The 14,919-nt window shown below is 54.5% G+C and carries 9 protein-coding genes; 8 read left to right on the forward strand and 1 reads right to left on the reverse strand.

Annotation, left to right across the window (positions count from 1 at the left end; translation table 11 throughout):
* Nucleotides 1–3: 3 nt before the first annotated feature.
* The 5 genes from sdhB to sucD all read left to right on the forward strand — a co-directional run bounded on the left by sdhB (nt 4) and on the right by sucD (nt 7,116).
* Complete coding sequence (sdhB, locus tag HV340_RS06275) at nt 4–720, forward strand: succinate dehydrogenase iron-sulfur subunit SdhB (protein WP_014169170.1); 717 nt, start codon at nt 4–6, stop codon at nt 718–720.
* Nucleotides 721–946: 226 nt separating this feature from the next.
* Nucleotides 947–3,754 (forward strand): 2-oxoglutarate dehydrogenase E1 component, encoded by a 2,808-nt coding sequence (gene sucA / locus HV340_RS06280; protein ID WP_014169171.1) that lies wholly within the window; start codon nt 947–949, stop codon nt 3,752–3,754.
* Between the two features lie 14 nt (nt 3,755–3,768).
* Nucleotides 3,769–4,995, forward strand: a complete 1,227-nt coding sequence (gene odhB, locus HV340_RS06285; protein ID WP_025204653.1) for a 2-oxoglutarate dehydrogenase complex dihydrolipoyllysine-residue succinyltransferase — start codon at nt 3,769–3,771, stop codon at nt 4,993–4,995.
* 85 nt (nt 4,996–5,080) lie between these two features.
* Entirely contained in the window at nt 5,081–6,247 is a 1,167-nt protein-coding gene (gene sucC, locus HV340_RS06290) for an ADP-forming succinate--CoA ligase subunit beta (protein WP_006809579.1), read from the forward strand.
* Nucleotides 6,247–7,116: a succinate--CoA ligase subunit alpha gene (sucD, locus tag HV340_RS06295; protein ID WP_014169173.1), complete on the forward strand. Its 870-nt coding sequence runs from the start codon at nt 6,247–6,249 to the stop codon at nt 7,114–7,116. The genes sucC and sucD overlap by 1 nt, the downstream gene beginning before the upstream one ends.
* A gap of 83 nt (nt 7,117–7,199) precedes the next feature.
* On the opposite strand, the gene HV340_RS06300 is transcribed toward sucD, so the two are convergent.
* On the reverse strand, nt 7,200–7,916 hold the full coding sequence (locus HV340_RS06300) for a GntR family transcriptional regulator (RefSeq protein ID WP_020884965.1): 717 nt from the start codon (nt 7,914–7,916) through the stop codon (nt 7,200–7,202).
* 169 nt (nt 7,917–8,085) lie between these two features.
* Between HV340_RS06300 and mngA the strand changes: the two genes are divergently transcribed.
* The 3 genes from mngA (at nt 8,086) to cydA (ending at nt 14,907) form a co-directional block, all read left to right on the forward strand.
* Nucleotides 8,086–10,002, forward strand: coding sequence for a PTS 2-O-a-mannosyl-D-glycerate transporter subunit IIABC (gene mngA, locus HV340_RS06305; protein WP_063925290.1), 1,917 nt, complete (start codon nt 8,086–8,088; stop codon nt 10,000–10,002).
* A gap of 21 nt (nt 10,003–10,023) precedes the next feature.
* Entirely contained in the window at nt 10,024–12,660 is a 2,637-nt protein-coding gene (gene mngB / locus HV340_RS06310) for a mannosylglycerate hydrolase (RefSeq protein WP_059305962.1), read from the forward strand.
* 678 nt (nt 12,661–13,338) lie between these two features.
* A complete protein-coding gene (gene cydA / locus HV340_RS06315) occupies nt 13,339–14,907 on the forward strand; it encodes a cytochrome ubiquinol oxidase subunit I (RefSeq protein ID WP_020884962.1) in 1,569 nt (522 codons plus the stop codon).
* The last annotated feature ends 12 nt before the right edge of the window (nt 14,908–14,919 follow it).

Here is a 14,919-nt window from a genome sequence, read left to right on the forward strand (position 1 = left end):
ATAATGAAACTCGAATTCTCAGTTTATCGTTATAACCCGGATGTAGATGATGCTCCGCGTATGCAGGATTACACCCTGGAAGCGGAAGAAGGCCGTGACATGATGCTGCTGGATGCCTTAATCCAGCTGAAAGAAAAAGATCCGACACTGTCGTTCCGTCGCTCATGCCGTGAAGGCGTTTGTGGCTCTGACGGTGTGAACATGAACGGTAAAAATGGTCTGGCCTGCATCACGCCAATTTCAGCGTTGCAGCGCGCGGGCCAGAAAATTGTTATCCGTCCTTTGCCAGGTCTGCCAGTCGTTCGTGATTTGGTGGTAGACATGGGGCAATTCTATGCACAATATGAGAAGATTAAGCCTTACTTATTGAATAATGGGCAAAATCCACCGGCTCGTGAGCACTTACAGTCTCCTGAGCAGCGTGAAAAACTCGATGGTTTGTACGAGTGTATTCTCTGTGCATGTTGCTCGACCTCTTGCCCGTCGTTCTGGTGGAACCCGGACAAGTTTATCGGCCCGGCCGGTCTGCTGGCTGCCTATCGCTTCCTGATCGATAGCCGCGACACCGAAACCGACAGTCGTCTGGAAGGACTGAGTGATGCTTTCAGCGTATTCCGCTGCCATAGCATCATGAACTGCGTCAGTGTATGTCCTAAGGGGCTGAACCCGACGCGCGCCATCGGCCATATTAAGTCGATGCTGCTGCAGCGCAGTGCATAAGTAACAGGAGGGGAGCGTTGTTCCCCTCGCCCTGACCCTCTCCTGACAGGAGAGGGGATAAAATGTAGGAAACCTCTAAAAACTGCCCCGAGGTGCAGACAGTTTTTAAAGGTTCCTTCGCGAGCCCAAGACAACATAAGAGCTCGCAGGTGAACCCCGGCACGTACGTGTTGTACGTGGTAGTTTCTACGGCGAAAGTAAGCATAAAAATGCTTAAGGGATCACGATGCAGAACGGCGCAATGAAAGCCTGGCTGGACTCTTCTTACCTCTCTGGTTCAAACCAGAGCTGGATAGAACAGCTCTATGAAGACTTCTTAACCGATCCTGACTCAGTGGACGCAAACTGGCGTTCCATGTTCCAGCAATTACCTGGCACTGGAGTCAAACCGGATCAATTCCATTCCAAAACACGTGATTATTTCCGTCGTCTGGCGAAGGATGCCTCACGTTACTCTTCTGCGATTTCCGACCCTGACACCAATGCGAAGCAGGTTAAAGTCCTGCAGCTTATCAACGCTTATCGCTTCCGTGGTCACCAGCATGCGAATCTCGATCCGCTGGGACTGTGGAAACAAGATCGTGTGGCGGATCTCGATCCGGCGTATCACGATCTGACCGAGGCCGATTTCCAGGAAAGCTTTAACGTAGGTTCCTTTGCCATCGGCAAAGACACGATGAAGTTGGGCGAACTGATTGACGCGCTCAAGCAAACCTACTGCGGCTCCATCGGCGCGGAATATATGCACATCACCTCTACAGAAGAGAAACGCTGGATCCAGCAGCGCATCGAATCTGTGGCGGGCCACGCGAATTTCTCTGCTGAAGAGAAAAAACGCTTCCTCAGCGAACTGACCGCAGCAGAAGGCCTTGAACGCTATCTGGGCGCGAAATTCCCGGGTGCGAAACGCTTCTCGCTGGAAGGCGGCGACGCGCTGGTACCTATGCTGAAAGAGCTGATTCGTCACGCGGGCAAAAGCGGTACCCGTGAAGTGGTGCTGGGTATGGCGCACCGCGGTCGTCTGAACGTACTGGTCAACGTGCTGGGTAAAAAACCGCAGGACCTGTTCGACGAATTCGCGGGCAAACATAAAGAACACCTCGGCACCGGTGACGTGAAGTACCACATGGGCTTCTCGTCTGATATCGAAACCGAAGGCGGTCTGGTTCACCTGGCGCTGGCGTTTAACCCGTCACACCTGGAAATCGTGAGCCCGGTGGTTATCGGTTCTGTGCGTGCGCGTCTGGATCGTCTGGACGAGCCGAGCAGCAACAAAGTTCTGCCAATCACCATTCACGGTGACGCGGCGGTCACAGGGCAGGGCGTGGTTCAGGAAACGCTGAACATGTCCAAGGCGCGTGGTTACGAAGTGGGCGGTACCGTTCGCATTGTTATCAACAACCAGGTGGGCTTCACGACCTCTAACCCACTGGATGCGCGTTCTACCCCGTACTGCACCGACATCGGTAAGATGGTTCAGGCGCCGATCTTCCACGTTAACGCGGATGACCCGGAAGCCGTGGCGTTCGTTACCCGTCTGGCGCTGGACTACCGTAACACCTTCAAACGCGATGTGTTCATCGACCTGTTCTGCTACCGCCGTCATGGCCACAACGAAGCTGACGAGCCAAGTGCAACGCAGCCGCTGATGTATCAGAAAATCAAAAAACACCCGACGCCACGCAAAATCTATGCTGACAAGCTGGAAGGCGACAACGTGACGACGCTGGAAGACGCGACCGAAATGGTCAACCTCTACCGCGACGCGCTGGATGCGGGTGAATGCGTAGTGAAAGAGCTGCGCCCGATGAACATGCACTCCTTTACCTGGTCGCCGTACCTCAACCACGAGTGGGATGAGAGCTACCCGAACAAGGTAGAGATGAAGCGCCTGCAGGAGCTGGCTAAACGCATCAGCACCGTACCAGACGCTATCGAGATGCAGTCTCGCGTAGCGAAAATTTATGCTGACCGTCAATCAATGGCGGCGGGCGAGAAGCTGTTCGACTGGGGCGGGGCGGAAACACTGGCTTACGCAACGCTGGTTGATGAAGGCATTCCTGTTCGTCTGTCCGGTGAAGATGCGGGCCGTGGCACCTTCTTCCACCGTCACGCGGTAGTTCACAACCAGACTAACGGTTCAACCTATACTCCGCTGCAGCATGTCCATAACGGTCAGGGTCAGTTCAAGGTATGGGACTCCGTCCTGTCTGAAGAAGCGGTACTGGCATTCGAATACGGCTACGCCACCGCGGAACCGCGCACCCTGACTATCTGGGAAGCGCAGTTCGGTGACTTCGCCAACGGTGCCCAGGTCGTTATCGACCAGTTCATCTCGTCCGGCGAGCAGAAATGGGGCCGTATGTGTGGCCTGGTGATGCTGCTGCCACACGGTTACGAAGGTCAGGGTCCGGAGCACTCCTCCGCCCGTCTGGAACGTTATCTGCAGCTCTGTGCTGAGCAGAACATGCAGGTCTGCGTGCCGTCCACTCCGGCTCAGGTCTACCACATGCTGCGTCGTCAGGCGCTGCGCGGTATGCGCCGTCCGCTGGTGGTCATGTCGCCAAAATCCCTGCTGCGCCACCCGCTGGCGGTGTCCAGCCTGGACGAACTGGCGAACGGCACCTTCCTGCCTGCCATCGGTGAGGTTGACGAACTGGATCCGCAGGCCGTTAAGCGTGTTGTGATGTGTTCTGGTAAGGTTTATTACGACCTGCTGGAACAGCGCCGTAAGAACGACCAGAAAGATGTCGCCATCGTGCGTATCGAACAGCTTTATCCATTCCCGCACCAGGCGGTGCAGGAAGCGTTGAAACCGTATGCTCACGTGCATGATTTTGTCTGGTGCCAGGAAGAGCCGCTCAACCAGGGCGCCTGGTACTGCAGTCAGCATCATTTCCGTGAAGTCATTCCATTTGGGTCTGCCCTGCGTTATGCAGGTCGCCCGGCCTCCGCCTCTCCGGCGGTAGGGTATATGTCCGTTCACCAGAAGCAGCAACAAGATCTGGTCAATGACGCGCTGAACGTCGATTAATTAAAGGATACATAATGAGTAGCGTAGATATTCTTGTTCCCGACCTGCCTGAGTCCGTAGCAGATGCGACCGTCGCCACCTGGCACAAAAAACCGGGCGATAGCGTTAAGCGCGATGAAGTGCTGGTAGAAATCGAAACTGACAAAGTGGTACTGGAAGTACCGGCTTCAGCGGATGGCATTCTGGATGCAGTCCTGGAAGACGAAGGGACAACCGTAACCTCCCGTCAGATCCTGGGTCGCCTGCGTGAAGGCAACAGCGCGGGCAAAGAGTCCAGCGCGAAGTCTGACGAAAAAGCGTCTACCCCAGCCCAGCGTCAGCAGGCCTCTCTGGAAGAGCAGACTAACGACGCGCTCAGCCCGGCGATCCGTCGCCTGCTGGCCGAGCACAACCTGGATGCGGCTGCCATTAAAGGCACCGGTGTCGGTGGTCGTCTGACCCGTGAAGATATCGAGAAGCACCTGGCGAAAGCCCCTGCTCAGGCAGAAGCTAAAGCGCCAGCCGCGGCAGCGGCGCCGGCAGCACAGCCTGCGCTGGGTGCCCGTAGCGAAAAACGCGTGCCGATGACTCGCCTGCGTAAGCGTGTGGCTGAGCGTCTGCTGGAAGCGAAAAACTCCACCGCGATGCTGACCACCTTCAACGAAGTGAATATGAAGCCAATCATGGACCTGCGTAAGCAGTACGGTGACGCGTTTGAAAAACGTCACGGTATCCGTCTGGGCTTTATGTCCTTCTACGTGAAAGCGGTTGTTGAAGCGCTGAAACGCTACCCGGAAGTTAACGCCTCTATCGATGGCGATGACGTGGTTTACCACAACTACTTCGACGTCAGCATGGCAGTCTCTACGCCACGTGGTCTGGTTACCCCGGTTCTGCGTGATGTCGATACTCTGGGTATGGCTGACATCGAGAAAAAGATTAAAGAGCTGGCTGTAAAAGGTCGCGACGGCAAGCTGACCGTAGACGATCTGACCGGCGGTAACTTCACCATTACCAACGGCGGCGTTTTCGGTTCACTGATGTCTACCCCGATCATCAACCCGCCGCAGAGCGCGATCCTGGGTATGCATGCCATTAAAGATCGTCCAATGGCGGTAGACGGCAAAGTTGAGATCCTGCCAATGATGTATCTGGCACTCTCTTACGATCACCGTCTGATCGACGGCCGCGAGTCCGTGGGCTTCCTGGTTGCCATCAAAGAGCTGCTGGAAGATCCAACGCGTCTGCTGCTGGACGTCTAGTTTTAGCAGTCTTGCCCGGCGGCGCGTTGTCTGCCGGGCCTACAAAAGCACTACCTAACGATTACCTGAAGGATGGATAGAACACATGAACTTACATGAATATCAGGCCAAACAGCTGTTTGCCCGGTATGGCTTACCGGCTCCGGTGGGTTATGCCTGTACTACCCCGCGTGAAGCAGAAGAAGCCGCATCTAAAATCGGTTCCGGCCCTTGGGTAGTTAAGTGTCAGGTTCACGCTGGTGGCCGTGGTAAAGCGGGCGGTGTGAAGGTTGTTAAGAGTAAAGAAGAGATTCGTGCGTTTGCTGAACATTGGCTCGGCAAGCGTCTGGTAACGTACCAGACAGATGCGAACGGCCAGCCTGTCAACCAGATCCTGGTTGAAGCTGCAACTGACATCGCGAAAGAACTGTACCTGGGCGCGGTTGTTGACCGTAGCTCCCGTCGTGTGGTGTTCATGGCGTCTACCGAAGGCGGCGTGGAAATCGAGAAAGTGGCAGAAGAGACGCCACACCTGATCCACAAAGTGGCGATCGATCCGCTGGCAGGCCCTATGCCTTACCAGGGTCGTGAGCTGGCGTTCAAACTGGGCCTGGAAGGCAAGCTGGTTCAGCAGTTCACCAAGATCTTCATGGGTCTGGCCACCATCTTCCTGGAGCGCGACCTGGCGCTGATCGAGATCAACCCGCTGGTCATCACCACTCAGGGCGACCTGATCTGCCTCGACGGCAAACTGGGCGCTGACGGCAACGCACTGTTCCGCCAGCCGGATCTGCGTGAAATGCGCGACCAGTCTCAGGAAGACCCGCGTGAAGCGCAGGCTGCACAGTGGGAACTGAATTACGTGGCGCTGGATGGCAACATCGGCTGCATGGTTAACGGCGCAGGCCTGGCGATGGGCACCATGGACATCGTTAAGCTGCACGGCGGTGAGCCTGCAAACTTCCTCGACGTGGGCGGTGGCGCAACCAAAGAGCGTGTAACCGAAGCGTTCAAAATCATCCTCTCTGACGACAACGTCAAAGCCGTGCTGGTTAACATCTTTGGCGGTATCGTGCGTTGCGACCTGATCGCAGACGGTATCATCGGTGCGGTAGAAGAAGTGGGTGTTAACGTCCCGGTTGTGGTGCGTCTGGAAGGTAACAACGCTGAACTCGGCGCGAAAAAACTGGCTGACAGCGGCCTGAATATTATTGCAGCGAAAAGTCTGACGGATGCAGCTCAGCAGGTTGTTGCCGCAGTGGAGGGGAAATAATGTCAGTTTTAATTAATAAAGATACCAAGGTTATCTGCCAGGGCTTCACCGGTAGCCAGGGGACTTTCCACTCCGAACAGGCGATTGCCTACGGCACGCAGATGGTTGGCGGCGTAACGCCAGGTAAAGGCGGCACCACGCACCTGGGCCTGCCGGTATTCAACACCGTGCGCGAAGCGGTTGAAGCGACGGGCGCGACCGCGACCGTTATCTACGTTCCGGCTCCGTTCTGCAAAGACTCGATTCTGGAAGCGATTGACGCGGGCATCAAGCTCATCATCACCATCACCGAAGGTATCCCGACGCTGGATATGCTGACCGTGAAAGTGAAGCTGGATGAAGCTGGCGTGCGCATGATCGGCCCGAACTGCCCGGGCGTTATCACCCCAGGCGAATGTAAAATCGGCATCATGCCGGGTCACATTCACAAACCGGGTAAAGTGGGTATCGTCTCCCGTTCCGGTACGCTGACCTATGAAGCGGTTAAGCAGACTACCGACTACGGTTTCGGCCAGTCCACCTGTGTGGGCATCGGTGGTGACCCCATCCCAGGTTCTAACTTCATTGATATCCTGAAAATGTTCCAGGAAGATCCGCAGACCGAAGCGATCGTGATGATCGGTGAGATCGGCGGTAGCGCAGAAGAAGAAGCGGCTGCGTATATCAAAGAACATGTGACCAAGCCGGTCGTCGGTTATATCGCAGGTGTGACAGCGCCGAAAGGTAAGCGTATGGGTCACGCAGGCGCGATTATCGCAGGCGGTAAAGGTACGGCTGATGAGAAATTCGCCGCGCTGGAAGCCGCAGGTGTGAAAACCGTTCGCAGCCTGGCGGATATCGGCGAAGCACTGAAATCCATCATTAAGTAAATCCTCTCTGCTCCCTGTAAAAGGGAGCGTTGAAGTAATAAGTGTCCGTTTCGACATGGTTGGCCGCTGTAAAGCGGCCTTTTTTAATGCCTGCGTTTTGCGACCAGCGTGAATTTGTAATCGTCGCTGTTAAACACGTTACGGCTGTATTCAAACACCCGCCCATCCTTCAGAAAGCCGCGTGACACCTTTTCCAGTATCGGTTTTGCCGGATCCAGCGCCAGCGCGTCGATCGCCTCCTGAGAGGGCATGATCGGAACCAGTTCCTGTTCACTGCGATCGATAACCATCTTCTTGATCTGTTCGATGTAGTGATATTTGGAATTTTCCATCACCTCCCAGGTGAGGTCGGCGAACATCGCCAGCGGCATCCACGTCTCTTCCAGATTCACCGGTTTTTGCTTAATAAAGCGCACCCGTTTGACATGCCACACTTTGTCATCCGGGCGAATGTTAAGCGTCTCAGCCAGTTTCACATCCGCTTTGATCACTTCGAATGTTTTTACGTCGCTGTGGGTATCGACGTTTCGGTCCACCAGTTTTTCATAAAAGCCGGTAAGCTGATAAATGTCGTAATTGACGCGCTCCTCTTTCACATAGGAGCCGCTGCCCTGAATGCTCTCGATAATCTGCTCTTCAGTGAGGAGTTTCAGTGCCTGCCTCACCGTGACGCGACTGACGCTAAATGTCTCCTGCAGGCTGGATTCCGTCGGTAACGCATCACCGGGTTTTAACTCACCGGCGGTAATTTTCTCGCGAAGCGCATCCGCTATCTGCCGGTACATCGGTTTATTGCCCATGTCGTCTGCCTTCTAATACCTTTTCACGGAATTATGCCTCCAGCACAGAATTTGTAAATAATACAAGTTAAATACAAATTGTTGGTGTTAGTGAAAATGATCACATAAAGGTATCAGTTTGTCTGTCACAATTGATCCGGAATAATTCCCCTTGAGTGTGAGGATCCTGATGAACCTGACGACCCTGACCCATCCCGACGCTGTCTGCGTGCAGGCGCAGTACACCAGTCGTGATGAAGCAATACGCCAGCTCACGATGCGGCTGGTGACGCTCGGCAAAATTACCGACGGCAATGCGTTTTTAACCGAAGTCTTTCATCGGGAATCGCTAGGCCCTACCGCGCTTGGCGAAGGGCTGGCAGTCCCGCATGGTAAATCAGCGGTGGTGAAAGAGGCGGCTTTTGCCGTAGCCACCCTGTGTGAACCGCTGAGCTGGGAAGGCGTGGATGGCCCGGAAAATGTCGAGCTGATTTTCCTGCTTGCCATTCCGCCGGCTGAAGCTGGCTCAACCCATATCCAGGTGCTGACGGAACTTACTTCTCGTCTGGCGGATGAAACTCTTCGGGCGCGCGTCATGGCGGCTACCACGGCAGCAGCGCTACTCGCCGCGCTGGACGATGTGCCACAGGAAGATGACGCTGTCGCGTTCGTGGATGCGCCAACCATCGTTTGTGTAACTGCATGCCCCGCCGGCATTGCGCATACCTATATGGCAGCTGAGTATCTGGAAAAAGCGGGGCGTAAGCTTGGCGTAAACGTGGTGGTGGAAAAGCAGGGGGCGAACGGTATCGAAGGGCGGTTGACCGCGCAGCAGTTACGCACTGCGCAGGCCTGTATCATTGCCGCAGAAGTGGCTCTCAAAGAGAGCGAGCGTTTTCAGGGCATCCCGACGCTGTCCGTGCCGGTCGCGGAACCGCTTCGCCATGCCGAAGCGCTTATTAAGCGTGCGTTGGCCTTACCCCCCGCGGAAACGGATCGCCAGGTGCACACCGGCAATGATGTGAGCAAGAGCCTTAAGACGGAGCTTAAGCAGGCCCTGCTCAGCGGTATTTCCTTTGCCGTGCCGCTGATTGTGGCGGGAGGCACGGTGCTGGCCGTTGCGGTATTGCTGGCACAGATGTTGGGATTACAGCATCTGTTTGAGCAGGAGAACTCATGGCTGTGGATGTATCGCAAACTCGGCGGGGGGATGTTAGGCACGTTAATGGTGCCGGTGCTGGCCGCGTATACCGCCTACTCGCTGGCAGATAAACCTGCTCTGGCGCCGGGTTTTGCGGCCGGTCTTGCCGCCAATATGATCGGTTCAGGTTTTTTAGGGGCGATTGCAGGTGGCCTGATTGCCGGCTATCTGATGCGCTGGGTGAAAAACCATATCCGTCTGAGTCAGCGTTATAACGGCTTTTTAACCTATTACCTCTACCCGGTGATTGGCGTGCTGGGCGCGGGCAGCCTGATGCTGTTCGTGATCGGCGAGCCGGTCGCGTGGATCAACTCCTCCCTCACGGCATGGCTTAACGGGCTCTCCGGTGCCAATGCGCTGCTACTGGGCACTCTGCTCGGTTTTATGTGCTCGTTCGATTTGGGGGGACCGGTCAACAAAGCGGCCTATGCGTTCTGTCTGGGGGCGATGGCCAACGGCGTTTACGGGCCGTATGCCATTTTTGCTTCCGTCAAAATGGTCTCGGCTTTTACCGTCACGGCTTCAACCATGCTGGCGCCGCATCTCTTTAAACCGTTTGAAATCGAAACCGGCAAGTCGACGTGGCTACTGGGCCTTGCGGGCATCACCGAAGGGGCAATTCCGATGGCCATTGAAGATCCGCTGCGGGTGATTGGCTCGTTTGTTGTTGGCTCGATGGCAACAGGGGCGATTATCGGTGCAATGGGTATCGGGTTGTCTACGCCGGGGGCGGGCATCTTCTCTCTCTTTTTACTGCATGACGCGGGGATGGGTGGCGCGATCGCGGCGGCAGGCTGGTTTGGTGCTGCGCTGGCGGGAACGATGCTCTCTACGCTCATCTTACTGTTCTGGCGACGTCAGGGCGTAAAAAAAGGCAAATACCTGACGGAAGACGTCACGCCATAAATTCATTTACAGGAAACGAAGATGAAAGCTGTATCTCGCGTTCATATCACGCCACATATGCACTGGGACCGTGAGTGGTATTTCACCACCGAAGCGTCGCGGATCCTTTTGGTCAATAACATGGAGGAGATCCTGACCCGTCTGGAGCAGGACGAAGAGTATAAATACTACGTTCTTGATGGACAGACCGCGGTACTGGAGGATTACTTCGCCGTCGTGCCGGACAACCGGCCCCGGGTAAAAGCGCTGGTTGAGCGCGGAAAGCTGATTATCGGGCCGTGGTATACCCAGACCGACACCACGATAGTCAGCGGCGAATCGATCGTTCGCAACCTGATGTACGGGATACGCGACTGCATGGAATTCGGTGAGCCGATGAAAATAGGGTATCTGCCGGATTCGTTTGGCATGTCCGGGCAACTTCCGCATATCTATAACGGCTTTGGTATCACCCGCACGCTGTTCTGGCGCGGATGTTCTGAGCGTCACGGCACCGATAAAACAGAATTTTTATGGCAGAGCGCAGACGGCAGCGAAGTTACGGCGCAGGTACTACCGCTGGGCTACGCGATTGGTAAGTACTTACCGGAGGATGAAGCGGGGCTGCGTAAACGGCTCGATACCTGGCTTACATTGCTGGAAAACGCTTCCGTGACGAAAGAGATTCTGCTGCCTAACGGTCACGACCAGATGCCCCTCCAGCAGAACATTTTCGCGGTGATGGATACCCTTCGAAAGATGTACCCGCAGCGGAAATTTGTGATGAGCCGGTTCGAGGAGGTCTTTGAACATACTGAAGCGCACCGTGACGAACTGGCGACGCTGAAAGGGGAGTTTATCGACGGCAAATACATGCGTGTACACCGGACAATCGGCTCCACACGGATGGACATCAAAATTGCCCACGCCCGCATTGAAAACAAAATCGTGAATATCCTCGAACCGCTGGCGGCGCTCGCCTGGATGCTGGGCTTCGAGTATCACCACGGTTTGCTGGAGAAAATGTGGAAAGAGATCCTCAAGAATCATGCTCACGACAGTATTGGCTGCTGCTGCAGCGACAAAGTGCATCGTGAGATTATGGCCCGGTTTGCGCTCGCTGAAGACATGGCCGATAACCTCACGCGCTTCTCGATGCGCAAGATTGTCGACAATATGCCGCAAAGCGAGGCCGACAAGCTGGTGATGTTCAATCTGATGCCCTGGCCCCGTGAAGAGGTGATTAACACCACCCTTCGTCTGCGCGCGAGCCAGTTCCGGTTGCGGGATGATAAAGGCAATGAGATCCCCTGTTTTATTCGCAGCGCCCGGGAAATTGACCCGGGGCTGATTGACCGGCAAATCGTGCACTATGGTAATTACGATCCGTTTATGGAGTTTGATATCCAAATCTGTCAGATCCTGCCCGCGATGGGATACCGCACGCTTTACATCGAGCCCCAGGCTCCTGAAAAGAGGCTTCCCGCGAGGGCAAAAACGGATGCTCTGCTGGAAAACGCCTTCTGGCAAATTGATATAAATGACGATGGCACGCTGCGCCTGCGTGATAAAGAATCCGGACTTATTTATGACCGCGTACTGGAAATTGAAGAGGGGTCGGATGATGGCGATGAGTACGACTACTCGCCTTCCCGGGAAGAGTGGCGGCTCACTTCAGCGCACGGGCAGCATCATGTTGAGGTGATACAGGAAGCCTGGCAGAGCAGGGCGGTGATCCAGCATCGCATCGCCGTTCCGGCAAACCTGGTCGAGCGGTCGGCCCGCCTGCGCAATGGCGCTCTTGCGGTTGAATTTGAGGTTACTCTCAGCCATAACAGCAGGCGTGTAGATGTTGTGGCGCGTCTGGATAATCAGGCTGACGATCACCGGGTCCGCGTGCTTATCCCGACGCCGTTTATGACGGAGCAGGTACTGTCAGATACGCAGTTTGGCTCCATAACGCGCCCGGTTCGCGATGACGCGATGGCTAACTGGCAAGAAGAAGGCTGGAAAGAGGCACCGGTTCCCGTCTGGAATTTACTTAACTACGCCGTGCTGCAGCAGGAACGAAACGGGCTTGCCCTGTTCACAGAAGGGTTACGCGAATTTGAAGTGGTGGGGGAGGCGGAAAAAGCGTTTGCTCTGACCCTTTTACGCGGTGTGGGCGTGCTGGGAAAGGAAGATTTGCTGTTGCGCCCGGGCCGACCGTCCGGCATAAAAATGGCCGTTCCGGACTCGCAGCTTCGGGGCAGTCTCGATTGCCGTTTTAGCCTTCTGAGTTTTAGCGGCTCTCCCGAGAACGCCGGCGTTGCTCAGCAGGCGAAAGCGTGGCTTACCCCCGTCCAGTGTTATAACAAAATCCCCTGGGATGCCATGAAGCTTAACCGTGCGTCGTTCAGCACGCCAGACAGATACAGCCTGCTGACCCTTTCGCCGACAGGCTGTGTTATGAGCGCGATAAAAAAGGCGGAGGATCGGGACGCGCTTATCCTTCGTCTGTTCAATCCGTCGGAATCTGTGTCCTGTGATGCCTCTCTATCGTGGAATCAGGCGCTTAAAGGCTGTTGCGAGACGGATTTAAATGAACAGGTGCTGACTGGCAGGGGAGAAGAAAAGGGCATTACGGGCCTGTTCAGACCTGGGCAATCGCGGACTTTTAGCCTGAAAACGGAAAGGTAGCGTCTGAAGTGAACAAAAGGCTGCACGCAGGGCAGCCTTTTTTATTGAATAGTCACATTGAGGTGTTAATTTTAAGCGTGTCGCAGGTAAAATAAATGTAATTATCTGCGGCTGTCGTCGCACAATGGAAAAAAAACGTGCTGACGACTACCTTTATACGTTAAAGCGAATGTAAAGATGCGTTGTTCTTCAGCGTTAAAATAAATCACGTCTGTTTATATTCTTTCTTGCTTTTGATAACTCCAAATATCTCGTCGTACACATAGCATTAACAAGGTTTTTACCATTCACACCACATTTAAACATGGTTAACAGAAACGGTGATTTTTGATTTAAATCAAAGTTTAATCCTTGGAAAAAGGTGTCGAAAGGCGGTAAATTGTCCCCGATCAAAATGGCTGAAAAGTGGTAATTTTGCTATAAATTGATCGCCGTCGAAAAACGTAAATGTGATTCAATAAAAACCTGTTTATTGTAAGGGTTTTGCAGCGTATTATATTTGCGGGATCAATTTGAGTTTTTTATTAACGTATTTGTAACCTATCGTCATTGCTTTTATCCTTTCTCAGGCTAAGCGCGACGACATGGATGCGAATAATTTGTATTGGGGCATGTGTGTGAATCCTTTTCTAACGGGGTTCACTCTCGGAGTCTTCATGCGATGAGCAAGGAGTCATGATGTTAGATATAGTCGAACTGTCGCGCTTACAGTTTGCCTTGACCGCGATGTACCACTTCCTGTTTGTGCCACTAACGCTCGGTATGGCGTTCCTGCTGGCCATCATGGAAACGGTCTACGTCCTCTCCGGCAAACAGATTTATAAAGATATGACCAAGTTCTGGGGCAAGTTGTTTGGTATCAACTTTGCACTGGGCGTGGCTACCGGTTTGACCATGGAGTTCCAGTTCGGGACTAACTGGTCTTACTATTCTCACTACGTTGGGGATATCTTCGGTGCGCCGCTGGCCATTGAAGGTCTGATGGCCTTCTTCCTCGAATCCACCTTTGTAGGTCTGTTCTTCTTCGGTTGGGACCGTCTGGGCAAAGTCCAGCATATGGCGGTGACCTGGCTGGTGGCACTCGGTTCGAACCTGTCCGCACTGTGGATCCTGGTCGCGAACGGCTGGATGCAGAACCCTATCGCATCTGATTTCAACTTCGAAACTATGCGTATGGAGATGGTCAGCTTTGCCGAGCTGGTGCTGAACCCGGTCGCACAGGTTAAATTCGTTCACACCGTGGCGTCTGGCTATGTGTGCGGCGCGATGTTTGTACTGGGCATCAGCTCTTATTACATGCTGCGTGGTCGTGACTTCGCGTTTGCTAAGCGCTCCTTTGCTATCGCTGCAAGCTTCGGTATGGCTGCAATCCTCTCTGTTATCGTGCTGGGTGATGAATCCGGTTACGAAATGGGTGACGTGCAGAAAACCAAACTGGCCGCTATCGAAGCCGAATGGGAAACCCAACCCGCGCCTGCTGCCTTTACTCTGTTCGGTGTTCCCGACCAGGATGCACAGGAAAACCGCTTCGCCATTCAAATTCCTTACGCGCTCGGCATCATTGCTACCCGCTCCGTCGACAAGCAGGTGACGGGTCTGAAAGAGCTGATGGTGCAGCATGAAGGCCGTATCCGTAACGGTATGAAAGCTTACGCGCTGCTGGAGCAGCTGCGTGCGGGTTCTACCGACCAGGCCGTGCGTGACCAGTTCAACGATGTGAAGAAAGATCTGGGTTACGGTCTGCTGCTGAAACGCTATACCCCGAACGTCTCCGACGCGACGGAAGCGCAAATCCAGATGGCGACCAAAGACTCCATTCCACGCGTGGCGCCACTGTACTTCGCATTCCGTATCATGGTGGGCTGCGGCATCATCATGCTGCTGATCATTGCGGCGTCCTTCTGGTCCGTGATTCGTAACCGCATCGGTGAGAAAAAATGGCTGCTGCGTACCGCGCTGTATGGTATTCCACTGCCGTGGATTGCTATCGAATCCGGCTGGTTTGTTGCGGAATATGGCCGTCAGCCATGGGCGATCGGTGAGGTGCTGCCAACGGCGGTAGCGAACTCCTCTCTGACTGCAGGCGATCTGATCTTCTCCATGCTGCTGATTTGTGGTCTGTACACCCTGTTCCTGGTGGCTGAACTGTTCCTGATGTTCAAGTTCGCGCGCCTTGGCCCAAGCAGCCTGAAAACCGGTCGCTATCATTACGAGCAGTCCGGTGCGACTACTCAGCCGGCACGCTAAGACAGGAGTCAT

The organism is Enterobacter sp. RHBSTW-00975 (genome assembly GCF_013615235.1).
GTDB classification, from domain to species: domain Bacteria; phylum Pseudomonadota; class Gammaproteobacteria; order Enterobacterales; family Enterobacteriaceae; genus Enterobacter; species Enterobacter ludwigii.